The following is a 21,772-nucleotide window of genomic DNA, read 5'->3' on the forward strand; positions in this document are numbered from 1 at the left end:
GCCAGGGCCAGGCTCCCCGGTCGCTGCAACCTGTGATGAACACGTGGTGAATGAACATGGGGAGAAAGTGTAGCAAAGCAGTATGGGCACCTTGGCCAGGGAACGGGACCCAGGCGCTTGCCTGCTGAAAACCCTGTTGTGCCTGCCTTGATCCCGCAGCAACAATTAGAAACGAACGATCGTTCTTTTTTTGGAGTTGCCATGATGTTTCTGCAGCGGTGGCTGGTGGCCGCCCTCGCCAGCGTTCTTCTGATGGGCACGGCCTGGGCCCAGACCGTGACCGTGGCCGATGTGAAATACGACACCGCCCTGCCACTGCAAGGCTCCCCGCTGATCCTCAACGGCGCGGGCATCCGCTACAAAGCCGTGTTCAAGGTGTACACCGCCGGCCTTTACCTGGAGCGACGGGCCAGCACGCCGCAGGAGGTGGCGGCGCTGCGTGGCCCCAAGCGTCTGTCGATCACCATGCTGCGCGACATCGAATCGGCCGAACTGGGCAAGCTGTTTTCCCGCGGCATGGAAGACAACATCGACAAGGCCTCTTTCTCTCGCCTGGTGCCCGGCGTGCTGCGCATGAGCGAGATCTTTTCCCAGCACAAGAAGCTCTCGGCGGGAGACGCGTTCACGGTGGACTGGCTGCCCGGCACGGGCACCGTGATCAGCGTCAAAGGCGTGGTGCAGGGCGAGCCGTTTCGCGAGCCCGAATTCTTCGACGCCCTCTTGGGCATCTGGCTGGGCGAGCGGCCGGCGGACTGGAAGCTCAAGGACGCCCTTCTGGGCAAGGCGGGCGGCTGATGCCGCCGCTTTCATGATCGGCGTCGACGCCGGGCTGGCCGCCGGGCAGCCCCCACGGCGCGTCACGCGCCGGGCAGCAGGGCCTCCAGTGAATCGACATAGCCATCGGCATCCACCTCGCGCACCGGCTGCCCATGGTTGTAGCCATAGGTCACCAGCACCACGGGACAGCCGGCGGCGCGGGCGGCCTGGGCATCGTTGCTGGAGTCGCCGACCATCAGCGTGCGCGCGGGCGGCGTGCCCAGGGCCTCGCAGGTCTTGAGCAGCGGCAGCGGGTCGGGCTTCATGCGCTCGAAGGCATCGCCGCCGAACACCTTCTCGAAGAAGCCGTCCAGTCCCTTGGCCTGCAGCAGCGAAACGGCAAACGCCGTGGGCTTGTTGGTCAGGCAGGCCAGGCGAAGGCCCTGACGCCGCAGCGCCTGCAAGCCGGTGACCACGCCGGGATACAGCGCGGCGAACTGGCCGTTGATGGCCGCGTAATGGCGCTGGTAACTTTCCCATGCCTGCGGGTAGATTGCTTCTTTTTTGATAGCAATACGCCCTAGTGAATCATGCGCCAGCACGTGATTCAGCACTGAAACAATCAGGTGCTGCGAGCCCTTGCCCACCATGCGTTCGATGTCGGGCGCCGCGATGCCGGGCAATCTCAGCTCTCGCAGCATGCGGTTGATCGCCTCGGAAAAATCACCCAGCGTGTCCACCATGGTGCCGTCCAGGTCCACGATGGCCGCGTCGGCCCGCGCCGGGGCCAGCGGAATAAAGTCTGAAAATGGGTTGGTGTGCATCGTCAGGGCCACGCACAAGCGTGCAATGAGTGAAAGGTAAGGGGGACTGTGACCGGCCAAGGGGGAAGGACGCCCTCACCCCTGCGGAAAACTCACCGCTTGCGTTTCGCGCCGCTTCGGCCGCACGACCACCGTGCCCGCCAGCTTATCGTGCCAGCCCTGCTTGCGGTCGTCGAACGCCACCCACAGCAAACCCAGGCCGAGCGGAATCGCGGAGGCGAAATACGCCAGGTAGCGGCCTGCGGACTGCCCGGGCGTCATCGGCTTGCCAGTGGCGGCGTCCACCACCCGGGCGCCGATGGCCATCTTTCCCGGCGTAGCCTGCCGGCTGAGCCAGAACAACACCACCGCCACCGCGGGCAGCACCCAGGAAATGATGAAATCCGCTGGCCCCACGATCAAGCGCTCGGATTCGAAATATTCCCACCCATAGAACGACACCAGCAGCGGCACCGTCACGACGATCAGCAGCACGGTGTCGATCAGCGTTGCGCCCACGCGCGCCCAGAAGCCGACATATTCGAGATCGGGAAAACCGTTGTGGTCGTTCATGGAGTCATTTCTTTCGCAAGGGTCTGGGCGCCATGGATTCTGGCATCGACCGCGCCCAGCCGCCCCCACCCTTCGGCAACTCGCAGGTCGGGCGCCGCGCTTGGCAGGCGGGTATCGGGCCTTTCAAACGCCGGCGCGCCTCAGCACTTGGGGCCCACGCGGCAACGCGTCTTTCATGCCGCTTTTCTCTCGGGCGCACTCTTTTTCGCCACGGCGGTTTTGGCGCCTGCCTTCTTGGCTGGCGCTTTGGCTGCAGCCTTTGACGCGGGCTTGGAGCCCCCTTTGAGGCTGCGCTTGAGCAGCGCTGTCAGATCGATGACTTCGCCAGTTTGTGGGGCGTCTTCTTCCGGGTCCAGAACCGTCTGGCCTTCTCCGGCCTTTGCCTTTTTGTCCACCAGCTTCATCACCTGGATACGGAACTCGTCCTTGAAATCGGCGGGGTCCCATTTGCCGGACATTTCCTCGACCAATTGTTTGGCCATCTTGAGTTCGGCCGCGCTCACGCTTTTCTTGCCTGCGGGCGGCAACTCCAGGGAGTCGAGGGTCTTGACCTCGTCGCCCCAGCGCAGAAGGTTCAATACCAGCGCCGGGCCGGAAGGCACCAGCGCGGCCAGATGCTGCTTCGTCGAGATGACGACTTTCGCCAGTCCGACCTTTCCCGTCGCGATGAGGGTCTCGCGCAGTAGCGCATAGACCTTGTCGCTCTTGTTGACCGGCGCCACGTAGTAAGGCCGCTCCAGGAAGAGGAACGGCATTTCGTTGGCATCGATGAAGCGTTCGATCTCGATCGTCTGCGTCGTCTTGGGGAAGACCGCTTCGATCTCTTCCGGACTGATGATGACGTACTTGCCGTCTTCGTACTGCACCCCCTTGACGATGTTGTCCTTGTCGATTTCCTTGCCCGTTTTCTTGTTGATGCGTTTGTAGCCCACCGGGTCCATGGACCGCTTGTCCAGCCAGTCGAAGTCGATCCCCTGCTCCGTCGCGGCCGTGTGGAGCCCGACAGGAATGTGGACCAGACCAAAGGTGATGGCGCCTTTCCAGAGCGTGCGACTGCCAGTTGCCATGTGACTTTTCTCCGAACGGGAAACCCGGTTGGCCGAAGTGTCAGACGCTTGGCCCGCAGTTTTTGTAGGCGGCCGCTTACCTGGACGGTAGGCCTTGCGTCCCAATCGGCTTTCCGCGCGGCCTTGTGCGTGCCCATGTGCGGCCATGCGATGGGCTGCAGATGTTTCAATATCCCCTATGCTGAGGACATGCCCACCGCACTGCTGCGCCCCATTGCAATCTATGTCGAGGAGCCCACTCCAGGGCAGTTCGTCTGGGCGCTGATGGAGCGTAAAGACAGCGGGACCTGGGCGGAGATCCAACGGTCCGCGTTGGCAGCGGGCACCTACCACCAAGCCATGGCCGATGGACTGGTGGTCCTGCAGTCCATGATCGACGACCTGGACATCGGGCCCCGCCGTCCGCTGAAGCGCGCGAAAGTCGCGAGGCAACCATCTGACGACGCACGTGCCACAGACCGACCAGAGGCTGAGCCACCGGCCCCATCCAGAACGTCCCTCTTCGGATTCGGCCCCTCCCGTTGAGCACCGGCGTTAGTTGCCCAACTCAGCCAACTGGAACGCAATCCTCTTTTGAACGAAAGGAAGATGCCCGATCCATCCCAGCACGGCGTTGCGCGCCGCCCGGGCGATGGGCGAGGACACGGTGGCAACGCGCGTCATGGTATCGGTGGTATCGACCACTTCCCGTGCGATGGCATGGCGCCGCGCCGCCCATGCCTGCAGGCCACCGAGTTCGCCCCGCCGTAGAGCCTGCAGCAAAGGCTCGGCCAAGGCAGCGGCATCCTGGATTCCCGTGTTCATGCCCTGCCCGCCTGCGGGACTGTGGACATGCGCGGCGTCGCCGCAAAGCAGCGTCCGCCCCTTCAGCAATTGGGACGCGACACGGTGCTGCAAGTGAAAGCGGGAACTCCATGAAATCTCCGCAATGCCTGGCAGGTGGGGTTGGGGTCCCCGCTCGTTCAGCAAAGTTTGGATGTCCGCGAGTGTTGGCGCTTCGCCAGCATGCGCCACGGTGGCAACGATGCGGTATCGGTCGGAAGCACCCTCGGGGCCCCCAGGCAGCGGGGCGACCACCATCAGCCCCTGCGCCGAGAAGAACAAAGTGACCTCCTCCCGCGGCAAAGGCCAAGCCATTCGCACATCCGCCAGCAGGAATACCTCCTCGTAATCGCCCCCTTCGAAGGCAATGCCCGCGCACTGGCGCACCGTGCTGTGGGCGCCGTCGCAACCCACGATCCATCGGGCATGGATCTGCCGGATTTCGCCGACCGGCGATTGCAGGTCAGCGCGGATTCCATCGGGCGTCGGCGCTGCGCAAATCAGGCGTGCCGGACGAATGACATGCCCTCCCAGGGCATGAAGCCGGGCCTGCAGGATGCGCTCCGTTTCGTCCTGCGGGCACATGAGAGCAAAGGGATAGGCGGAGGGCAGGGCCGAAAACCCGATGTTTAGCAAGCCGCGATCCGAATCCCGCACGCGGAACTCGGTGGTCCTGTGCCCTTTTTCCAGAAGCGCCGGCACCACACCGTAAGGCCCAAGAACCTCCAGCGTCCGCGCATGGATGACCGCTGCGCGGGACGTGTTCAGGCCTGCGGCGTGCTGGTCCACCAACACCGATGAAATGCCCGCATGCTCCAGCGCCAGGCGCAGCGTCAAGCCCACCGGGCCTGCCCCGACGATCAATACCTCGGTGTTCAGCGACGAATCGGCAATGCTCTGCATGTTTCGCTCCAAAGTAAACGCACGTTTGCATTTTGACCGGTAAACATCAAAAGGTAAACTGTTGTTTACATCACTCGGAACGATTCTTTGATTCCCCGCGCTCTCACCCCCCGCTCGCAGGCCACCCGGGACCGAATCCTGGAAGCCGCACGCGCCCTTTTCGCAACCCATGGCTATGAGGGAACGACGCTGCGCGACGTGGCGCTGCAAGCCGGCGCCAACGTGGCGCTGATCATTCGTTACTACGAAAGCAAGGACGGTTTGTTCGCACAGGCGGCCAGCTTCGACCTGAGGCTGCCCCATCTGGCAGAACTCGACCCCGAAACGTTGGGAGAGCACCTTGTCTCCCACTTCCTCTCTATCTGGGAGGACGATGCCACAGGCCGGCAGTTGGTGGCCCTGCTCAAAGCCGCGGCGAGCCATCCCGCTGCGAAGGCCCGCATGCGGGACATTTTCCAGTCCCAATTGCTGACGACGGTTCAGGCCATGGGATGCGCCCCGGCGCAAGCACAGACCCGCGCCGCCCTCATCGCGTCGCAAATGCTTGGGCTGGCGCTGGTGCGGTATGTGCTGGAACTGCCATCCGAGCCTTTGGACCGGGTCACCACCGTCCGCGTCCTGGGGCGCACGGTCCAGCGGTACCTCGCCGAGCCGCTGTGACTCGGGGAGTGCAGCCCGCCGTCAGGCGCGTTGGTGCATGCCATACGCGCCAAGCCCGCACTGGCGGGTGATGCAGAATGCCCACCACGTCAATACAGGCCCATCGATGACAACGCTCCAAAACATCCTCGGCACGGACCTTCCCCTCATCCAGGCGCCCATGGTGGCGGTGTCCGGGAGTGCCATGGTGATTGCGGTGAGCGAAGCGGGAGGCCTGGGCTCCTTGCCATGCGCGGGGCTCACGCCCGACCTGATCCGTCAGGAAGTCACCGCCATCCGCGCGGGGACCGGCCGCCCTTACAACGTCAACTTCTTTTGCCACACACCCCCACGGCCGGATGCGCAGCGGGAGGCCGCATGGCGTTCGGCGCTAGCGCCTTATTACGCCGAGTTCGGTCTGCGTTCGGAGGACATTCCCGCCGGTGCCGGGCGCCATCCGTTCAATGCCGAAGTGGCCGGTTTGCTGGCGGAGTTTCGGCCGCCCGTGGTCAGCTTCCATTTCGGTTTGCCGCCGGACGACCTCCTGGCGCAAGTCAGAAGCTGGGGCTCCAAAATCCTCGCGTCGGCCACCACGTTGGAAGAAGCCCTCTGGCTGCAAGCGCGCGGCGTGGATGCCGTCATCGCGCAGGGTCTGGAGGCCGGCGGGCACCGGGGGCATTTCCTGTCGCACGACCTCACGAAGCAGTCCGGCACGTTCGCGCTGCTTCCGCAGATCGTCGGCGCCGTCCGGTGCCCCGTCATCGCGGCGGGGGGCATCGCGGACGCCAACGGGGTGGCGGCGGCCATGGCGCTGGGAGCCTCCGGCGTGCAGGTCGGCACGGCTTACATGCTGGCCACAGAGGCCACCACCAGCGCGGTGCACCGGGCCGCATTGAAAAGCGATGCGGCGCGCCATACCGCGCTCACCCATCTTTTCACCGGCCGTCCTGCGCGGGGCATCATGAACCGCCTCATGCACGACCTGGGCCCCATGAATCCCGCAGCCCCGGAGTTTCCCCTCGCCACGGCCGCGCTGGCGCCCCTGCGCGCCAAGGCCGAGGCCCAGGGCAGCAGCGACTTTTCACCGCTCTGGTCCGGACAGAACGCGAGCGGATGCCGGGAGGTGTCCTCTGCCGCCTTGACGCACGCGCTGGCGCAGGGCTTTCGCTGAGCGGCCTGCCGCCCCGATTCACTTTCCACACCGTCCTGACATGAAGATTCCCGCATTGCCATTCACCACGACGGACTGGTCGCTCATCGCCCCGACCGAGCATCCTGGCGAGACCGGAATGGCGCTCTGGCGCACGCTCACCGTGGGGGACATCCGCATTCGCCGGGTCGATTATTCCGCCGGCTACCTGGCCGACCATTGGTGCGACCGGGGCCACATCCTGTTCGTGCTGGAGGGCACCCTGGAGACCGAGTTGAAGGATGGCCGCCGCGTCACGCTCACGGCCGGCATGAGCTACCAGGTGTCCGACTTCGGCGATGCGGCCCACCGGTCCTCGACGGAAACAGGCGCCAAGCTCTTCATCGTGGACTGAAGCTGCTGCGGGCCGCTGCGGGTGGCTGGCCCGCATTGCACCTGCGCGCCGTCCGACAGACGCCCCGGTGGTGCGCCCCTAGTCTGCAAACCTTGTCCCGGCTGGCCCTTTGTCCAGTTGCCAGGGGCGGTTTCCATTCAGAAGGACCACCATGCCGATTTCTCTTCGCCGCTTTTCTTTCCTTGCCACTACCGCCTTGCTGGCCGCAGCCGCCGGCACCGCGCATGCCGCACCGGACGAAGCCGCCCGGGCGCGCTACGAGCGTGACCGCCAGGCCTGCCTGAGCGGCAACACGCAGCAGTCCCAGGCCGTGTGCCTGCAGGAAGCGGGCGCCGCCCTCGAATCGTCGCGCACCGGCCAGTTGACCAACCCTGGCGTCCAGGCCGAGCAAAGCAATGCGGTGGACCGTTGCGCCGTGTTCAAGACGGCCGAAGAGCGCTCCGATTGCCAGGACCGCGTGAAAGGCCCGAGCGCCGTGTCCGGCTCGCCCGCCGCGGGCGGCGTGCTGCGCGAAAGCACCACGACCACCATCGTGCCGGCTCCGGCTCCTGCCTCGCGCTGATCGCCCTCAATGCAGGCCGCGTCCGCAGCGGCCCGCCTCAGGCCAATTGCGTGCGCATGGCGCCGATCACGCCGGCGTAGTCGGGCTTTCCGAAGATCGCGCTGCCCGCTACGAAGGTGTCCGCGCCTGCATCCGCCACGCGGCGGATGTTGTCGGTCTTGATGCCGCCGTCCACTTCCAGGCGGATGTCCTTGCCGCAGGCGTCGATGCGCCGGCGCACGGCCTCGATCTTGCGCAGGGCCGAGTCGATGAAGCTCTGGCCCCCGAAGCCCGGGTTCACGCTCATGATGAGGATGAGATCGATGTCGTCGATCACCCAGTCGAGCACGTCGAGCGGCTCGGCGGGGTTGAACACCAGCCCGGGCTTGGCGCCCTTGGCGCGGATGGCCTGCACGCTGCGGTGCACGTGGGCCGAGGCGTCGGGGTGAAAGCTGATGTAGTCGGCGCCGGCGTCGGCGAACGCGGCGGCCAGCGCATCCACGGGCTGCACCATCAGGTGCACGTCGATCGGCACGGGCTGGCCGCCCGGGGTCTTGGCGTGGGGCTTCAGCGCCTGGCAGATCATGGGCCCGAACGTCAGGTTGGGCACGTAGTGGTTGTCCATCACATCGAAGTGGATCCAGTCGGCGCCAGCGGCGATGACGTTCTTCACTTCGTCGCCCAGGCGGGCAAAATCGGCGGACAGGATCGATGGGGCAATGCGGTAGGTGCGGCTCATCCCCCGATTGTCGCAGCAGCCCGGAGCGATCCGGAAGGCACGACCACCGGCGCAGTTACCATTGCACCCATGCCGAAGTACCAGTTCCAGGCCGAGGTGCAACCCCAGTACCTGCCCGAGCAATCCACGCCCGACGAGGGCTTTTATGGCTTCGCCTACACCATCACCATCACGAACACGGGCGACATACCCGCCCAGTTGATCTCTCGCCACTGGGTCATCAGCGACGCGCGCGGCCACACCGAAGAGGTCAAGGGCCTGGGCGTCGTCGGGCAGCAGCCGCTGCTCAAGCCCGGTGAATCCTTCCAGTACACGAGCGGCTGCCGCCTGCGCACGGCCAGCGGCAGCATGCACGGCCGCTATTTCTGCGTGGCCGAGGACGGCGAGTCGTTCGAATGCCCCATTGCGCTCTTCGTGCTGGAAGCCGTGTCCGGCGACGCCTCGGGCGCTCCCCTGAACGGCAGAGTGCTGCATTGAAGCGCCACGCCAATGACCTGGGCCACCTGCTGGCCCAGTTGGATGCGGGCGCGCCGCTGGCGCAGCGCCACCTCTGGCTGATCTCGCTGCTGGACTGGGTGCGGGGCAACCGCCGCTCGGTCGAGGCCGCGGTCGGCCGCATGCAGCTGTTCGTGGAGGCCATCGAAAAGGACGACGCCGCGCGCCAGCGCCTGCAGGACTGGTGGAGCGCGCTCGTCGGCACGGTGGACATCACCACCTTGCTCGCCGACTTCGGCTTCGCCCCGCGCACCGCCCTTGCCAGCGAAGTCGCCGAGCGGCTGCGCTACAAGCTGCTGCCGGGCAGCCCGGAGACCATCGACGCGTCCGAGCTGTTCATGCTGGCGCTGCCCTACGATTTCGATGCGCTGTGGCTCGCCGCCCTGGACGAGGCCTTGCTCGCACGGCTGCTGTCGGCCATGGCGCCTGCCCAGGCGCCCGGCGCTACCCGCTGGCAGCGCGCCTTGCTGGACGCCATCACCTACTGTGCGGGGCAGATCCTGTCCACCGGCTTTGCCCCCGAACTGCGCCTGCGCATGAGCGAAGCCGCGCGCGATGCGCAGCCGTTCCACGCACTGATCCGCGATGTGGAAAGCGTGCGCGTGGAAGTGATGCACCAGTTGCGCACCACCGACCGGCTCGAAGAATCCGTGCAGCGCCTGCGCGAGCGGCTCGATGCCTGCCGCGCGGCCGCGGCCACGGTGTATTCGCACTTCGAGGACAACGGCATTTCGGTGGGCCTCGTGTTCCGGCTGCGGCAATTGCGCGAACGCATCCTGCGCGTGCGCGAACTGCTGGACTGCCTGCTATCGCCCGCGCCCGCGCCCACCGCTGCCCGGCTGATGGCGCGGCTGGTGACGGTGGGCCGCGAGCGGCGCAGCCTGCGCGCGTTGCTGGCATCCAACTCGTCGCTGCTCGCGGCCAAGGTGGCCGAGCGCAGTGCGGAGACGGGCGAGCACTACATCACGCGCACCGGCGCCGAGTACCGCGCAATGGTGGGCAAGGCCGCAGGCGGCGGCCTGGTGATGGCCTTCACCACCTTGATGAAGTTCGGCCTGGCCGCACTGGCGCTGTCGGCCTTCTGGGGCGGCTTCTGGGCTGGCGTGAATTACTCGGTGAGCTTCGTGCTGATCCTGTTGCTGCATTTCACCGTGGCCACCAAGCAGCCCGCCATGACCGCGCCCGCCATGGCGGCCAAGCTCAAGGATCTGCGCTCCGACGAGGCCGTGGTGTCTTTCGTGGATGAGGTCACTCATCTGGTGCGGTCTCAGGTGGCCGCGGTGCTGGGCAACGTACTCGTGGTGTTCCCGACCGTGATCGGCATCACGCTGCTGATCGCCAAGGGAACGGGCCAGCCGGCCATCAGCACGGCACAGGCCCACCATGTGCTGGAGTCGTTGCACCTTCTCGGTCCCTCGCTCCTGTTCGCCGCCTTCACCGGCGTGCTGCTGTTCGCCTCCAGCATCATCGCGGGCTGGGCGGAGAATTGGTTCGTGCTGCACCGCCTGGATTCGGCCGTGCGGTACAACCCACGCATCACCCGGTTCCTGGGCACGGCGCGCGCGGACCGCTGGGCGCACTTCCTGCGCGAGAACCTGTCAGGTTTTGCAGCCAACATCTCGCTGGGCTTCATGCTGGGGCTGGTGCCGCCGATTGCCTCGTTCTTCGGGCTGGGGCTGGACGTGCGCCATGTCACGCTGTCGTCGGGCCAGTTGGGCGCGGCGAGCACGGCGCTGGGCCTGCAGGTGCTGCACATGCCGCAGTTCTGGTGGGCGGTGGCCACGATCCCGCTGCTGGGCGCGCTGAACGTGTCGGTCAGTTTCTACCTGGCCTTCCGGCTGGCGCTGCGCGCGCACAGCGTGACGGGGGTGGAGCGCGCCCGCATCTATGCGGGGCTTCGATCACGCTTGCGGTGCGCTCCGCTGGAGTTTTTCATGCCCGCCCGGCGCGCGGTTTGAGCCCTGTTGAAAGGTCTTTTCCACCGCATTGAACCACCCGGGAATGGGGGCCTCCGTCCTACAGGATGGAGCGACCCCAGCGGGTAAATTCGGGCGACCCCGGGGTCGGGCCGCTGCGCGCCGAGGGGGCTTCGCGAAGGCCGACCCAACCCTGCAGGCCATGTGCCTGCGCGAAGAGGACATACAAAGAATGGATGAAATCCTGAGCTTCTGGGCGCAATGGTTGCGCCCTTCGGCCGGGTTGCCCACCGTGCAATGGTCGCTGCTGCTCGCAGTGGCCGCGGTTTCGGGCTACCTTTTCCAACGCCATATCGGCCTGCCCAAAGTGGTCGGCTACACCCTGGTCGGCACCATTGCCGGCCTGCTGGGTTTCACGGGCGCCGTGTGGCCGCTGCAGGGCATCAGCCTGTTCCTGCTGGAGTTGGGCATTGCCCTGGTGCTGTTCGAAGCGGGGGGACGCATTCCGCTGCGCTGGTTCCGTCACAACCCGATGGTGCTGGTGCAAAGCATCGCCGAATCGGCGCTGACCTATTTCGCCGTGTACTACGTGCTGATCTGGCTGGACGTGCCCCAGCGCGCCGCCGGCCCGCTCGCGCTGGTGGCCCTGGCGGCCTCGCCCGCCGTGCTGAGCCGGGTGATCGCCGACACGCGTGCCGCCGGCCCCGTGACCGACCGCGCCATGGTGCTGGCCACGCTCTCCACGCTGTATGCGCTGACGCTGGGCAGCGCCACGGCGGAACTGATCAACCGCCCCGCCGCCCGCATCATGGACACCATGTACCCGGTGATGGTGGTGCTGGGCGTCTCGATCATCGTGGGCGCCGTGCTGGCCCTGGTGCTGCGCATGGCGCTGCGCTTCATGAGCCCGACGAGCGAGAACACCTCGTTCCTGCTGCTGACCCTCATTGCCGCAGGCACGGCCGTGGCGGCTCACATGGGCGGGTCCGCGCCGCTGGCAGCGCTGTTGGCCGGCATGCTGCTCAAGCAGCTGAATCCACGCCCTTGGGCCTGGCCTCGCCAGATGGGCACGGCCTCTTCCCTGCTGACCATGCTGATGTTCGTGCTGGTGTCCACCGTGGCGGCTCAGGCTGACTGGAGCGGCCCGGTGGCGGGCATGGTGCTGGCACTGATCGTGGTGCGCCTGGCGGCCAAGGCCGTAGGCGTGGCGGTGGGCAATGTGGGCAGCGGCGCCAGCTGGCGCCAGGCCCTGTGGGTGGGTTGCGCGATGACGCCGATGTCCTCCATCGCGCTGCTCATCGCCTCGCAGTTCGTGGTGGCTTCGGCTTCCACCGGCCAGTTGATCGCCCGTGTGGCGCTGCCGGCCATCCTCGTCATGGAAGTGCTGGGGGCCGTGATCGCCACCGTCGCCATCTACCGCGCGGGCGAGAGTTCGAAACCCTGGGCGCCACTTTCGCGCGCCGGCAACGGAGACAACAGCCGTGAGTCTTGAAGCCTTCCACCATTCCGAACCCCTGACGCTGGGCGTCGAGCTGGAACTGCAGCTCGTCAACACGCACGACTACGACCTCGCGCCGTACGCCGAGGACATGCTGCGCCTCATGCACAAGACGCCGCTGCCCGGCAGCGTCGTGCCCGAGATGACCAACAGCATGATCGAGATCTCCACCGGCGTGTGCCACAGCAGCAGCGAAGTGCTGGGCCAGCTCACGCAGATCCGCGATGCACTGGTCAAGAGCGCGGACAAGCTCAACATCGCCGTGGCCGGCGGCGGCACGCACCCGTTCCAGCAATGGCACGAGCGGCGCATCTACGACAAGCCGCGCTTTCGAGAGCTGTCGGAGCTGTACGGCTACCTGTCCAAGCAGTTCACGATCTTCGGGCAGCACGTGCACATCGGCTGCCCCGACGCCGACGCGGCGCTGCTGATGCTGCACCGCATGTCGCGCTACATCCCGCACTTCATCGCGCTGTCGGCCTCCAGTCCCTACGTACAGGGGCAGGACACGGCGTTCGACTCCGCGCGACTCAACTCGGTGTTCGCGTTCCCGCTGTCGGGCCGTGCGCCCATGGCGCTCACCTGGACCGATTTCGAGCACTACTTCGACAAGATGACGCGCACCGGCGTGGTCAAGAGCATGAAGGACTTCTACTGGGACATCCGCCCCAAGCCCGAGTTCGGCACCATCGAGATTCGCGTGTTCGACACGCCGCTCACCGTGGAGCGCGCCGCCGCGCTGGCCGGCTTCGTGCAGTCGCTGGGTGCGTGGTTCCTGGCCGAGCAGCCGTTCATGCCCACCGAAGACGACTACCTCGTCTATACCTACAACCGCTTCCAGGCCTGCCGCTTCGGCATGGATGCGGTCTATGTGGACCCGGCCACCGGCAACCACATGCCGCTGCGCGACCACATCCTGCAGACGATCGACCACATCGCGCGCCACGCGGGTGTCACCGGAGCGTCGAGCGCGCTGCACATGCTGCGCAGCGAGGCCGACGCCGGCCAGAACGATGCACGCTGGCTGCGCGAACGCCAGCGCAACGAGCAGCTGCTGGGCGAGGTGAGCCGGCAGGCGGCGCAGCGCTTTCGGGGCGCGGTGTCCTGACGCATTGTTTGCACACGCCGCGCCCATGACGAACGCAACGCTTCACGCGCTGCAAGCCGACATCACCCCCATGGCGGTGGACGCCATCGTCAACGCGGCCAACTCCTCGCTGCTCGGGGGCGGCGGAGTGGATGGCGCCATCCACCGCGCAGCGGGTGCGGAGCTGGTGCATGAATGCCGGCTGCTGGGAGGGTGCAAGCCAGGGGACGCCAAGACCACCAAAGGCTATCGGCTGGCGGCCTCCTTCATCGTTCATACCGTCGGCCCGGTGTGGCGCGGCGGAACGAGCGGCGAGGCGGACCTGCTGGCGTCCTGCTACCGGAAGTCGCTCATGCTGGCGAGCGGGCTGGGGGCCAGGACGATCGCTTTTCCCTGCATCAGCACGGGCATCTACGGCTACCCGATCGAGCAGGCGGCGAAGGTGGCCATCGACACGGTCCGCGCCACCCTGGAACAGACGCCAGGGATCCAAGAGGTGGCCTTTTGCTGCTTTTCGGAGGAAGACCTGTCCGTTTATCGAACGGCTCTCGCAGAGCGTACAGGCGCGTCCGCCCGGGATTGATCGTGCAAGGTGGGCCGGCGAGGGCCGGCATGGCGCGGGCAACTCGGCGCAAAGGCCTCCGGAGAGCGTGAAAAACGCATGAGGCGCCTCCGCAACGGCATCTTTAAAACTGCGAAGAATATTAATCGCTTCTTAAATGCAAACCGGTGATATAATGCCTTTTGTTGCAGTCACGGCTCTTGACTAGTGCAGTCACCGCAACACCTGTCTGGAGAGGGTCATCCGCTCCATTCAGGCCGCCTTTTGCGACCCTTGTCGCCCTGTTGGTCTGTCGAGCTTCAGCCAACCGAGTCCTTCGATGCTCGCGCAGGTCCATTCCAGCCTGCGATCCTGAATGAATTAGATTCCAAAGACCGCCATTCCCATGGGCAAGTACGTCGTTTCGCCCGCGACACACCCGACCGACTGTGGCCGCTTTCGCGCCTCCTTTTCGGTCCATCGTTCCCAGGGAAACGGCAGCTACTGCCGGGTTTTCCGTTTTGACAAAGCCTTCGCATCGCGCGAAGCCGCCCGGCTCTTTGCAGTCACCCAGGGCTGGCTGCAAACGTGCATGCCTCACCCGCCGACATGTTGATGGTCTGCTGATGCAGATTCCATCCTCCCTTGCCAGCCGCTGCGGACTCCCGACCCGCATCTCCCGTTTTCCAACGGCGCGCCATTCGTTGCGTACCTCTTTCTGAAAGGCTCCTCATGAGCAGCAAAATCTATGTGGGCAACCTGCCCTATTCCGTGACCGATGCGATCCTGCAAAGCAACTTTGCCGAGTTCGGCAACGTCTCTTCCGCCAAGGTCATGATGGACCGTGAAACCGGCCGCTCCAAGGGCTTCGGCTTTGTGGAAATGGCTTCTGCCGAAGTCGCCCAGGCCGCCATCACCGGCCTGCACGGCATGTCCGTCGATGGACGCTCGATCGTCGTGAACCTGGCCCGCCCTCGCGAAGAAGGTGGCGGCTCGGGTGGCTACAGCCCAGCGGGCTATAGCGCGAACAAGCGCTCGGACGTCGGCTACGGCACGGGTGGCTACGGCGGTGGCCGTTACTGAGCCCAGTGACCGCCCCGTGAAAAGCCGGCTCCCCTGAGCCGGCTTTTTTTCGTCCCGACTTTCTGCGCCCGATCGATGCGAGGGCGACTTCAATCTGGCAAAGGGCGTGAGGCCATTGCTTGTGCAATCGCCATGGCGGCCTACACTGGCCCCATGGACTCCCCCCTGGTTTGCACCGATGCTGCCTTGATCGCACTGCTTCTTGCTGCGACCTGCGCACATGCGGCCGCAAAAAGGGCGCATCGCCGGCTGACGCCCGCACATTCCCAAGCCCGGCGGTCCGCTCTCCTCCCCTTTTAGCGCAACCATTCACCGCCGGGCACGAAGCCTCGCGCGGCAGCGGGCACCGCCTGACTGGACGGCACCCGCATTCGATGGAGTGCGTCAATGCATGCAACGATTCACGGCGAGCGCACGCTCACCGACTTGGACTTCGCTCGTCTGAGCAAATTGCCCGGGCACGTGCGTCCACCCAGCCTCGCCCAGTTGCTGGCGAGCGCCGAGGTGACGGGTTCACGCGCCGTGCCTTCCGATGTGGTGACGATGTATTCACGGGTGGAACTCGTCGACGTGCACACCCACCGGCGGCAAACGCTCACCGTCTGCTACCCAGGCGATGCCGAGCCCACGGCCGGCTTCATCTCGGTGCTCTCGCCGGTAGGCAGCAGCCTCCTGGGCCTGAAAGTGGGGGACGTCGCGAAGTGGCTGACGCCCCATGGCGACGAGTGCGCGAGCCAAGTCGCGGCCATCCTCTTTCAGCCCGAGGCCACGGGCGACTACCAGACGTAAGCCGGACAACGCTCCCGCGCGCTCCATTTGCCCGCGCCACGGCATGCCGCACCTTATGCTCCCGGCATGGGTGAATTCGATCTGATCCGCCGTTTCTTTCAGCGCCCCGTGCGCCGTGCCGAGCTGGGCGTGGGCGACGACTGCGCGCTGCTCGCGCCCGCGCCGGGCATGCACCTGGCCGTCTCCAGCGACATGCTGGTGGAGGGCCGCCATTTCTTTGCCGATGTCGATCCCGAAGCGCTCGGCCACAAGGCGCTGGCAGTGAACCTGAGCGACCTGGCCGCGTGCGGTGCGCGCCCCCTGGCGTTCACGCTGGCCCTTGCGCTGCCGCGGGCCGACAGCGCCTGGCTGGAGCGTTTTTCAGCGGGGCTTTTGGCACTGGCCGATGCGCATGGCTGCGAGCTGGTGGGCGGCGACACCACGGGCGGGCCGCTCAACATCTGCATCACCGTGTTCGGCGAAGTGCCGGGTGGCCAGGCGCTGCTGCGCAGTGGCGCGCGCGCGGGCGACGACCTGTGGGTGAGCGGCACGCTGGGGGACGCGCGGCTCGCGCTGGAGGCGCTGCGCGGCGAACGGGCCCTGCCCGCGCCCCTGCTGGCGCGGGCACGGGAGCGCCTGGAGCGCCCCACGCCGCGCGTCGCGCTGGGCCAGGCGCTGCGCGGGCTGGCCCACAGTGCCATCGATGTGAGCGACGGGCTGGTGGGCGACCTGGGCCACGTCCTGCGCGCCTCGGGCGCAGGGGCCCGCATCGATACCTCGATTGCTACCAAATTAATAGCAACAGGTGCAATGGATACGGCGGCAGAGGGCATTTTCGATCAAGACACCCTGTTGCGCTGCACCCTCGCCGGGGGCGACGACTACGAACTGCTGTTCAGCGCCCCGCCGGAACACCGGGCTGCGGTGCAGGCCGCCGGCGAGGCCACAGCCACGCCAGTCACCCGCATCGGCGCCATCGAAGCCGCACCTGGACTGCGGCTGATCGACGCCCAGGGCCGCGCTCTGGCACAGCAGTACTTGTCGTACGACCACTTTCAGTAGTCCTCTGCGCAATCACCTGCGTGACAGGGCTGCGCGTACTTTTTCATCGTCGTCATACGACTTTGTGACGAAATGCCACGGAAATTCACATTTCAGCCCCCTGAACGATGACGACAGATGCCGAAAGCGCAATCGTTTGTGCCTAAGTAGGTACTAACTCGAAGCGACTTACCGGACCCTTACAAGGTCCAGGAATGCGGGTGGATCGGGAATACGCGAACACCCTCTTTTTGCCCTCCTCCCACAATCGCCGGCAAGTTGTACGACATCCTTCAAGATGATCTGCACACCAAGACAGCCGGGACACCCCAGGCTGCGATCGCCGCGCCGACGGCGCGTGCATTCCTTGCATCGAAGACGAGAGGAGACATTCCATGAAACGCAGAGATTTCGCGCTGACGGCGCTCGCGCCGCTGTGGCTCACCGCCTGTGGAGGCGGTTCGGGCAGCGCATCCGGCCCGCAGGGCGAGGCGGCCACCGCGCTGCGGCGCGCCGCCGACTACATGGACGAGGTGGTTTCGTACCGCGGCGGCTATGTATGGTCGTATTCGCCCGACCTGAAGCAGACGTTCGGCGAGATGGAGGCCTACCGCACCATGTGCTGGATCCAGCCGCCGGGCACGCCCTCGGTCGGCCACGTGTACCTGGACGCCTACCACGCCACCGGCGACGACCGCTTCCTGCAGGCCGCCGAGCGCACCACGCTGGCCATCGTCGCGGCGCAGCACGCCTCGGGCGGCTGGAACTACATCCACGACTTCGCGGGCGAGGCGTCGCTCCAAAAGTGGTACGACACCATCGGCAAGAACGGCTGGCGGCTGGAGGAGTTCCAGCACTACTACGGCAATGCCACGTTCGACGACGCAGGCACGGCCGTGGCCTCGCAGCTGCTTCTGCGCATGTATGTCGAAAAGCGCGATGCGCGCTTTCTCGCGCCGCTGCAAAAGGCCATCGACTTCGTGCTCAACGCGCAGTTCGGCCCCGAATACGGCGTGGCGAACGGCGGCTGGCCGCAGCGGTTTCCGCACTTTCCCGGCGCGGTCGGTGCCATGCCATCGCCCCACCCCGATCAGGTGCCCGCGGGCGCCCATTCGGGCATGGAAGACGGCGACTACACGCTGCACGTGACCTTCAACGACGACGTGATGGGCGAGAACATCAAGTTCCTCACGATATGCGTGATGGCGCTGGGCGAAACGCGCCTGCTGGCCCCCATCGCACGCGCCATGGAGTGCATGCGCCTCATGCAGCAAAGCGGCCCGCAGGCCGGCTGGAGCCTGCAGCACCTGTCGCGTCCCAAGGACGGGCGCCCGGCAGGCGCCCCGGCCGGCGCACGCAGCTACGAGCCCCGCTCGCTGGCCACGCACACCACGCAGACCAACATCCGCCAGCTGTTCAACTACTTCCAGCTCACGGGCGAGCGCCGCTATCTCGCGCGCATCCCCGAGGCCATCGCCTGGCTCAAGACCTGCCCGCTGCCGGCCGCGGCCATCGCCGGCAGCCCGCTGCTGGGCGGCGGCCGCACCCACCCCACGTTCGTGGAGCTGGGCACCAACGCGCCGCTGTACGTGCACCGCTACGGCTCCAACATCCACAACGGCGGCTACTACGCCGACAAGGACTGGGCCAACACTGTGAGCCACTACTCGGCGGGCCGCGCCATCGACATCGCAGGGCTGGAGGCCACCTACCGGCAGCTCGATGGAATGAGCGATGCCGCCGTGGCAGCGATGGCTGCGCGCTCGCCGCTCAAGGCCGGCACGGCCACGCGCGCACTGCCCCGGTACTTCTCGATCCGCGAGGTGGACTTTCCCGACCTGTTCACGGGCGCCACCATGGCCACGCCGAAGGTCGCCGACAGCGAGGCGCAGACGCTGGTGGACGAGCTGGGCAGCAAGGGCTACTGGACCTCGCCCGTGCCCGAGATCGTCAACCCCTACCAGGGCGACGGGCCCTCGGCGGCCTACACCGGCACCGCCTACCGCAGCAAGCACGTGGGCGATGCCTGGGACACGTCGCCCTACCCGGCCGACAACCCGCCGGAGGTGCCGCCCTACGTGAAGCGGGACAAGCCGCAGTTCATCGTCACCTCGGAGTGGATCCGCCGCATGGGGCGGCTCATCGCCTACGTGGCACCGCAGGCGTGATCGACGGCTGACGTTTTCCGGCCCAGCCCCGAGCCCACCCACCGCAGCCTGCCGGTCCGGGATCCGATCCCGGGCCTGCAGGCTGCCTTTCTTTGGATCGCACCCAATGGATGGGCGCACAAAGTATCATATTTATCAAATAAATACAGAGGTTCCAAATCCTCAATGCAACCCATTTCTCTTTCCAAGGGCTGAAATTCCGAGAATTCAGATTATTTTTTGATACCCATTGTAGGGTTTCAAATTTATCATTTATACGAATTATTACATTTCAAATCACCCCAACCAGACCCGGAAGGATGGATATGAACCCGAGCAGCACCCTGACCGTTTCACGGCGACTTCTGATCGCTTTCGGTACCGTCATCGGTATCTTCCTGGCGGTCGCCGCCACGTCCCTGTACAGCAGCGCCCATCTGGCCGAAGCGGAAACATGGAACATCCACACCTACCAGGTGCTGGACCGCTCCAACACGCTGCTCAACAGCATGGTCAACATGGAAACCGGCACGCGCGGCTTTCTGCTCAGCGGCGAAGACCGGTTCCTGGAGCCCTGGAAAGCAGGCAGCCAGGCGTTCGACCAAGCCTGGACGGAGGTCAAGAAGCTGACCTCGGACAACCCGGCGCAGCAGCAGCGCCTGGACGGGATGAAGGCCCGCAACACCGAATTCACCGCCGTGGTGATCGCCTTGATGCAGGCACGGCGCGACGTGGCGGCAGGCACCAGGACCATGCAGGACTTCCTCGTGCAGTTCGGTCAGGGCAAGGACAAGGCGGCCATGGACGGCTTTCGCGCGCTGCAGGGCGAACTCGACAAGGCCGAGAGCGACCTGCTGGCCCGCCGCTCCGCGGAAGCCGAGCAGCTGCGCGCCTTCAATGTCAACGCCTGGTGGCCGGCTCCCTGCTCGCCATCGGGCTGGCCTGTGCGCTGGGCGTGTGGGTCACGCGGTCCATCACGCGGCAGCTCGGCGGCGAGCCGGACTACGCCTCCGAGGTGGTGCGCCAGATCGCCGCGGGCAACCTCGCCGTGGACGTGAGCACCCGCGCAGGCGACCAGGCCAGCCTGCTGGTGGGCATGAAGGCCATGCGCGACAGCCTGGCGCAGGTGGTGGGCCAGGTCCGCCAGAGCAGCGACTCGATCGCCACCGGCAGCACGCAGATCGCCACCGGTAACGCCGACCTGAGCCAGCGCACGGAAGAGCAGGCCTCCAACCTGCAGCAGACGGCCGCCTCGATGGAAGAGATCACGGCCACCGTCAAGAACAACGGCGATACCGCCCGCCAGGCCACGCAGCTGGCCGACTCCGCCAGCGCCGTGGCGCAGCGCGGCGGCGTGGTGGTGGGGCAGGTCGTGGACACCATGGAGGCCATCACCGCCTCCAGCAAGAAGATCGTGGACATCATCGGCGTGATCGACGGCATCGCCTTCCAGACCAACATCCTGGCGCTGAACGCGGCCGTGGAAGCCGCCCGCGCCGGCGAGCAGGGCCGCGGCTTCGCCGTGGTGGCCAGCGAAGTGCGCAGCCTCGCGCAGCGCAGCGCCGACGCCGCCAAGGAGATCAAGGGCCTCATCACCGACAGCGTGCAGAAGGTGGACGCAGGCAGCCAGCAGGTGGAGGAGGCCGGCCGCACCATGGCCGACATCGTGGCGCAGGTCAAGCGCGTGAACGACCTCATCAGCGAGATCAGCGCCGCCACGCAGGAGCAGACACTGGGCATCGGCCAGGTGAGCGACGCCGTGAGCCAGCTCGACCAGGTGACGCAGCAGAACGCCGCGCTGGTCGAGGAAAGCGCCGCTGCGGCGGACAGCCTGCGGGCGCAGGCGGGCAGGCTGGTGCAGGCGGTGAGCGTGTTCCGGCTGGACCACGAAGCCCTCAGCCTGCACGCGGTGGCGGCCCCCGCACCGGCCCGCGCCGCAGCACCCAAGCCCGCCCCGCTGCGCGACGCCACCGCACCGCGTGCCCCGGCCCGCGTGGCGGCCGCTCCCCGAAAGGCCGCCGTGCCCAGCCCGAACCAGCCCTCGCTGGCCATGGCCGGCGGCGGCAGCGAAGACGACTGGCAGAACTTCTGACCCGCCCCCGCGCACCGTCCATGGCCCATCGTCCCGCCCCGGTACGATGGGCCACCGGACGCCACCGGGACCCCTTTTCTTCCTTCATTGCCTGAAAGAGATCCGCCATGGCCCTTTCTTCCTCTCCCACCGACACCACCGCCGCCAATGCCGTCAGCAAGGGCGGCGAATTCCTCTCGTTCCGCCTGGGCGATGAGGAGTACGGCATCGGCATCCTCCAGGTACAGGAGATCCGCTCCTACGAGCCGCCGACGCGGCTGGCTGGCGCGCCCGACTTCATCAAGGGCGTGGTCGATCTGCGCGGCATCATCATTCCCATCGTGGACCTGCGCCTGCGGCTGCATTGCGCCAGCGCCGAGTACAACCACTCCACCGTGGTGATCGTGCTCAACGTCGGACAGCACACCGTGGGCGCGGTGGTGGACTCCGTCTCCGATGTGGTGGAGTTGACGGCGGAGATGATCCGCCCCGCGCCCCAGCTGTCCTCCAGCGTGGACGCCCAATTCATCCTGGGCCTGGGCAGCGTGAACGACCGCATGCTCATCCTCGTGGACATCGAGGGCCTGGTGGGCAGCGAGACGCTGGGCCGCATGCGGCCGACCGGCGTCAGCCCGGCCGCCGCGGCCGCTGCCGCGTTCATGGACTGATCGCCGAAGCGCCCTCGGCGCGGGGTTCCTGCGGGCCGCGGCGGGCACGGGTGAATAATCGCCGGGCGCG

The 21,772-nt window shown here is 66.3% G+C and carries 22 protein-coding genes and 2 pseudogenes; 19 read left to right on the top strand and 5 right to left on the bottom strand.

Annotated elements, in window-relative coordinates; translation table 11 throughout:
• The first annotated feature begins 201 nt into the window (after positions 1-201).
• Positions 202-795, top strand: coding sequence for a chalcone isomerase family protein (locus M5C98_RS21635; protein ID WP_272549508.1), 594 nt, complete (start codon positions 202-204; stop codon positions 793-795).
• A gap of 62 nt (positions 796-857) precedes the next feature.
• Here M5C98_RS21635 and gph read toward each other — a convergent pair whose 3' ends face one another.
• The 3 genes from gph to ku form a co-directional block, all read right to left on the bottom strand.
• Positions 858-1,580: a phosphoglycolate phosphatase gene (gene gph, locus M5C98_RS21640; RefSeq protein WP_272549509.1), complete on the bottom strand. Its 723-nt coding sequence runs from the start codon at positions 1,578-1,580 to the stop codon at positions 858-860.
• 75 nt (positions 1,581-1,655) lie between these two features.
• Positions 1,656-2,132 carry an RDD family protein gene (locus M5C98_RS21645; protein ID WP_272549510.1) on the bottom strand — a complete coding sequence of 159 codons (477 nt, stop codon included), beginning with the start codon at positions 2,130-2,132 and terminating at the stop codon, positions 1,656-1,658.
• Positions 2,133-2,305: 173 nt separating this feature from the next.
• On the bottom strand, positions 2,306-3,199 hold the full coding sequence (gene ku, locus M5C98_RS21650; RefSeq protein ID WP_272553365.1) for a non-homologous end joining protein Ku: 894 nt from the start codon (positions 3,197-3,199) through the stop codon (positions 2,306-2,308).
• 189 nt (positions 3,200-3,388) lie between these two features.
• Between ku and M5C98_RS21655 the strand changes: the two genes are divergently transcribed.
• Positions 3,389-3,724 carry a hypothetical protein gene (locus M5C98_RS21655; protein WP_272549511.1) on the top strand — a complete coding sequence of 112 codons (336 nt, stop codon included), beginning with the start codon at positions 3,389-3,391 and terminating at the stop codon, positions 3,722-3,724.
• A gap of 9 nt (positions 3,725-3,733) precedes the next feature.
• On the opposite strand, the gene M5C98_RS21660 is transcribed toward M5C98_RS21655, so the two are convergent.
• On the bottom strand, positions 3,734-5,095 hold the full coding sequence (locus M5C98_RS21660) for an FAD-dependent oxidoreductase (protein ID WP_272549512.1): 1,362 nt from the start codon (positions 5,093-5,095) through the stop codon (positions 3,734-3,736).
• Between M5C98_RS21660 and M5C98_RS21665 the strand changes: the two genes are divergently transcribed.
• The 4 genes from M5C98_RS21665 to M5C98_RS21680 all read left to right on the top strand — a co-directional run bounded on the left by M5C98_RS21665 (position 5,012) and on the right by M5C98_RS21680 (position 7,669).
• Positions 5,012-5,584 carry a TetR/AcrR family transcriptional regulator gene (locus M5C98_RS21665; protein WP_272549513.1) on the top strand — a complete coding sequence of 191 codons (573 nt, stop codon included), beginning with the start codon at positions 5,012-5,014 and terminating at the stop codon, positions 5,582-5,584. The two genes, M5C98_RS21660 and M5C98_RS21665, sit on opposite strands and share 84 nt — an antisense overlap.
• A 106-nt stretch (positions 5,585-5,690) precedes the next feature.
• On the top strand, positions 5,691-6,734 hold the full coding sequence (locus M5C98_RS21670; protein ID WP_272549514.1) for an NAD(P)H-dependent flavin oxidoreductase: 1,044 nt from the start codon (positions 5,691-5,693) through the stop codon (positions 6,732-6,734).
• 40 nt (positions 6,735-6,774) lie between these two features.
• A complete protein-coding gene (locus M5C98_RS21675; protein WP_272549515.1) occupies positions 6,775-7,107 on the top strand; it encodes a DHCW motif cupin fold protein in 333 nt (110 codons plus the stop codon).
• Between the two features lie 151 nt (positions 7,108-7,258).
• Positions 7,259-7,669, top strand: coding sequence for a hypothetical protein (locus M5C98_RS21680; RefSeq protein ID WP_272549516.1), 411 nt, complete (start codon positions 7,259-7,261; stop codon positions 7,667-7,669).
• A 37-nt stretch (positions 7,670-7,706) separates the two neighbouring features.
• Here M5C98_RS21680 and rpe read toward each other — a convergent pair whose 3' ends face one another.
• Complete coding sequence (rpe, locus tag M5C98_RS21685; protein WP_272549517.1) at positions 7,707-8,387, bottom strand: ribulose-phosphate 3-epimerase; 681 nt, start codon at positions 8,385-8,387, stop codon at positions 7,707-7,709.
• A 69-nt stretch (positions 8,388-8,456) separates the two neighbouring features.
• Here rpe and apaG point away from each other — a divergent pair, with 69 nt between their 5' ends.
• The 13 genes and pseudogenes from apaG (at position 8,457) to M5C98_RS21740 (ending at position 21,702) form a co-directional block, all read left to right on the top strand.
• Positions 8,457-8,864, top strand: coding sequence for a Co2+/Mg2+ efflux protein ApaG (gene apaG, locus M5C98_RS21690; RefSeq protein WP_272549519.1), 408 nt, complete (start codon positions 8,457-8,459; stop codon positions 8,862-8,864).
• Entirely contained in the window at positions 8,861-10,840 is a 1,980-nt protein-coding gene (locus M5C98_RS21695; protein WP_272549520.1) for a site-specific recombinase, read from the top strand. Before apaG ends, M5C98_RS21695 begins: the two co-directional genes overlap by 4 nt.
• 190 nt (positions 10,841-11,030) lie before the next feature.
• Complete coding sequence (locus M5C98_RS21700; protein ID WP_272549521.1) at positions 11,031-12,290, top strand: cation:proton antiporter; 1,260 nt, start codon at positions 11,031-11,033, stop codon at positions 12,288-12,290.
• Positions 12,280-13,404, top strand: coding sequence for a YbdK family carboxylate-amine ligase (locus M5C98_RS21705; RefSeq protein ID WP_272549522.1), 1,125 nt, complete (start codon positions 12,280-12,282; stop codon positions 13,402-13,404). Before M5C98_RS21700 ends, M5C98_RS21705 begins: the two co-directional genes overlap by 11 nt.
• Positions 13,405-13,429: 25 nt before the next feature.
• Positions 13,430-13,966: an O-acetyl-ADP-ribose deacetylase gene (locus tag M5C98_RS21710; RefSeq protein ID WP_272549524.1), complete on the top strand. Its 537-nt coding sequence runs from the start codon at positions 13,430-13,432 to the stop codon at positions 13,964-13,966.
• A 364-nt stretch (positions 13,967-14,330) separates the two neighbouring features.
• Complete coding sequence (locus tag M5C98_RS24840; protein ID WP_404976892.1) at positions 14,331-14,540, top strand: hypothetical protein; 210 nt, start codon at positions 14,331-14,333, stop codon at positions 14,538-14,540.
• A 116-nt stretch (positions 14,541-14,656) separates the two neighbouring features.
• Positions 14,657-15,007, top strand: a complete 351-nt coding sequence (locus M5C98_RS21715; RefSeq protein ID WP_272549526.1) for an RNA recognition motif domain-containing protein — start codon at positions 14,657-14,659, stop codon at positions 15,005-15,007.
• 387 nt (positions 15,008-15,394) lie between these two features.
• Positions 15,395-15,796 carry a GreA/GreB family elongation factor gene (locus tag M5C98_RS21720; protein WP_272549527.1) on the top strand — a complete coding sequence of 134 codons (402 nt, stop codon included), beginning with the start codon at positions 15,395-15,397 and terminating at the stop codon, positions 15,794-15,796.
• Between the two features lie 66 nt (positions 15,797-15,862).
• Positions 15,863-16,837 carry a thiamine-phosphate kinase gene (thiL, locus tag M5C98_RS21725; RefSeq protein WP_272549529.1) on the top strand — a complete coding sequence of 325 codons (975 nt, stop codon included), beginning with the start codon at positions 15,863-15,865 and terminating at the stop codon, positions 16,835-16,837.
• A gap of 374 nt (positions 16,838-17,211) precedes the next feature.
• Positions 17,212-18,984 carry a pectate lyase gene (locus tag M5C98_RS21730; RefSeq protein WP_272549530.1) on the top strand — a complete coding sequence of 591 codons (1,773 nt, stop codon included), beginning with the start codon at positions 17,212-17,214 and terminating at the stop codon, positions 18,982-18,984.
• Between the two features lie 488 nt (positions 18,985-19,472).
• Positions 19,473-19,778: pseudogene (locus M5C98_RS24845) on the top strand (CHASE3 domain-containing protein); the annotation flags it as partial.
• Positions 19,779-19,831: 53 nt separating this feature from the next.
• Positions 19,832-21,055 (top strand): annotated as a pseudogene (locus M5C98_RS21735) (methyl-accepting chemotaxis protein); the annotation flags it as partial.
• Positions 21,056-21,162: 107 nt separating this feature from the next.
• The gene (locus tag M5C98_RS21740) at positions 21,163-21,702 is read left to right on the top strand and encodes a chemotaxis protein CheW (protein WP_272549531.1); all 540 of its coding nucleotides are present in this window, start codon (positions 21,163-21,165) and stop codon (positions 21,700-21,702) included.
• The last annotated feature ends 70 nt before the right edge of the window (positions 21,703-21,772 follow it).

Origin of the sequence: Acidovorax sp. NCPPB 3576 (assembly GCF_028473605.1) — a bacterium.
Classification (GTDB): Bacteria; Pseudomonadota; Gammaproteobacteria; order Burkholderiales; family Burkholderiaceae_C; genus Paracidovorax.

What these genes read in the sequence shown, in the direction of transcription:
- M5C98_RS21635 (WP_272549508.1), top strand. Translation starts at nt 202, where the DNA reads ATGATGTTTCTGCAGCGGTGGCTGGTGGCCGCCCTCGCCAGCGTTCTT.
- gph (WP_272549509.1), bottom strand. Translation starts at nt 1,580, where the DNA reads ATGCACACCAACCCATTTTCAGACTTTATTCCGCTGGCCCCGGCGCGG.
- M5C98_RS21645 (WP_272549510.1), bottom strand. Translation starts at nt 2,132, where the DNA reads ATGAACGACCACAACGGTTTTCCCGATCTCGAATATGTCGGCTTCTGG.
- ku (WP_272553365.1), bottom strand. Translation starts at nt 3,199, where the DNA reads ATGGCAACTGGCAGTCGCACGCTCTGGAAAGGCGCCATCACCTTTGGT.
- M5C98_RS21655 (WP_272549511.1), top strand. Translation starts at nt 3,389, where the DNA reads ATGCCCACCGCACTGCTGCGCCCCATTGCAATCTATGTCGAGGAGCCC.
- M5C98_RS21660 (WP_272549512.1), bottom strand. Translation starts at nt 5,095, where the DNA reads ATGGGTTGCGAAAAGGGCGCGTGCGGCTTCCAGGATTCGGTCCCGGGT.
- M5C98_RS21670 (WP_272549514.1), top strand. Translation starts at nt 5,691, where the DNA reads ATGACAACGCTCCAAAACATCCTCGGCACGGACCTTCCCCTCATCCAG.
- M5C98_RS21675 (WP_272549515.1), top strand. Translation starts at nt 6,775, where the DNA reads ATGAAGATTCCCGCATTGCCATTCACCACGACGGACTGGTCGCTCATC.
- M5C98_RS21680 (WP_272549516.1), top strand. Translation starts at nt 7,259, where the DNA reads ATGCCGATTTCTCTTCGCCGCTTTTCTTTCCTTGCCACTACCGCCTTG.
- rpe (WP_272549517.1), bottom strand. Translation starts at nt 8,387, where the DNA reads ATGAGCCGCACCTACCGCATTGCCCCATCGATCCTGTCCGCCGATTTT.
- apaG (WP_272549519.1), top strand. Translation starts at nt 8,457, where the DNA reads ATGCCGAAGTACCAGTTCCAGGCCGAGGTGCAACCCCAGTACCTGCCC.
- M5C98_RS21700 (WP_272549521.1), top strand. Translation starts at nt 11,031, where the DNA reads ATGGATGAAATCCTGAGCTTCTGGGCGCAATGGTTGCGCCCTTCGGCC.
- M5C98_RS21710 (WP_272549524.1), top strand. Translation starts at nt 13,430, where the DNA reads ATGACGAACGCAACGCTTCACGCGCTGCAAGCCGACATCACCCCCATG.
- M5C98_RS24840 (WP_404976892.1), top strand. Translation starts at nt 14,331, where the DNA reads ATGGGCAAGTACGTCGTTTCGCCCGCGACACACCCGACCGACTGTGGC.
- M5C98_RS21715 (WP_272549526.1), top strand. Translation starts at nt 14,657, where the DNA reads ATGAGCAGCAAAATCTATGTGGGCAACCTGCCCTATTCCGTGACCGAT.
- M5C98_RS21720 (WP_272549527.1), top strand. Translation starts at nt 15,395, where the DNA reads ATGCATGCAACGATTCACGGCGAGCGCACGCTCACCGACTTGGACTTC.
- thiL (WP_272549529.1), top strand. Translation starts at nt 15,863, where the DNA reads ATGGGTGAATTCGATCTGATCCGCCGTTTCTTTCAGCGCCCCGTGCGC.
- M5C98_RS21730 (WP_272549530.1), top strand. Translation starts at nt 17,212, where the DNA reads ATGAAACGCAGAGATTTCGCGCTGACGGCGCTCGCGCCGCTGTGGCTC.
- M5C98_RS21740 (WP_272549531.1), top strand. Translation starts at nt 21,163, where the DNA reads ATGGCCCTTTCTTCCTCTCCCACCGACACCACCGCCGCCAATGCCGTC.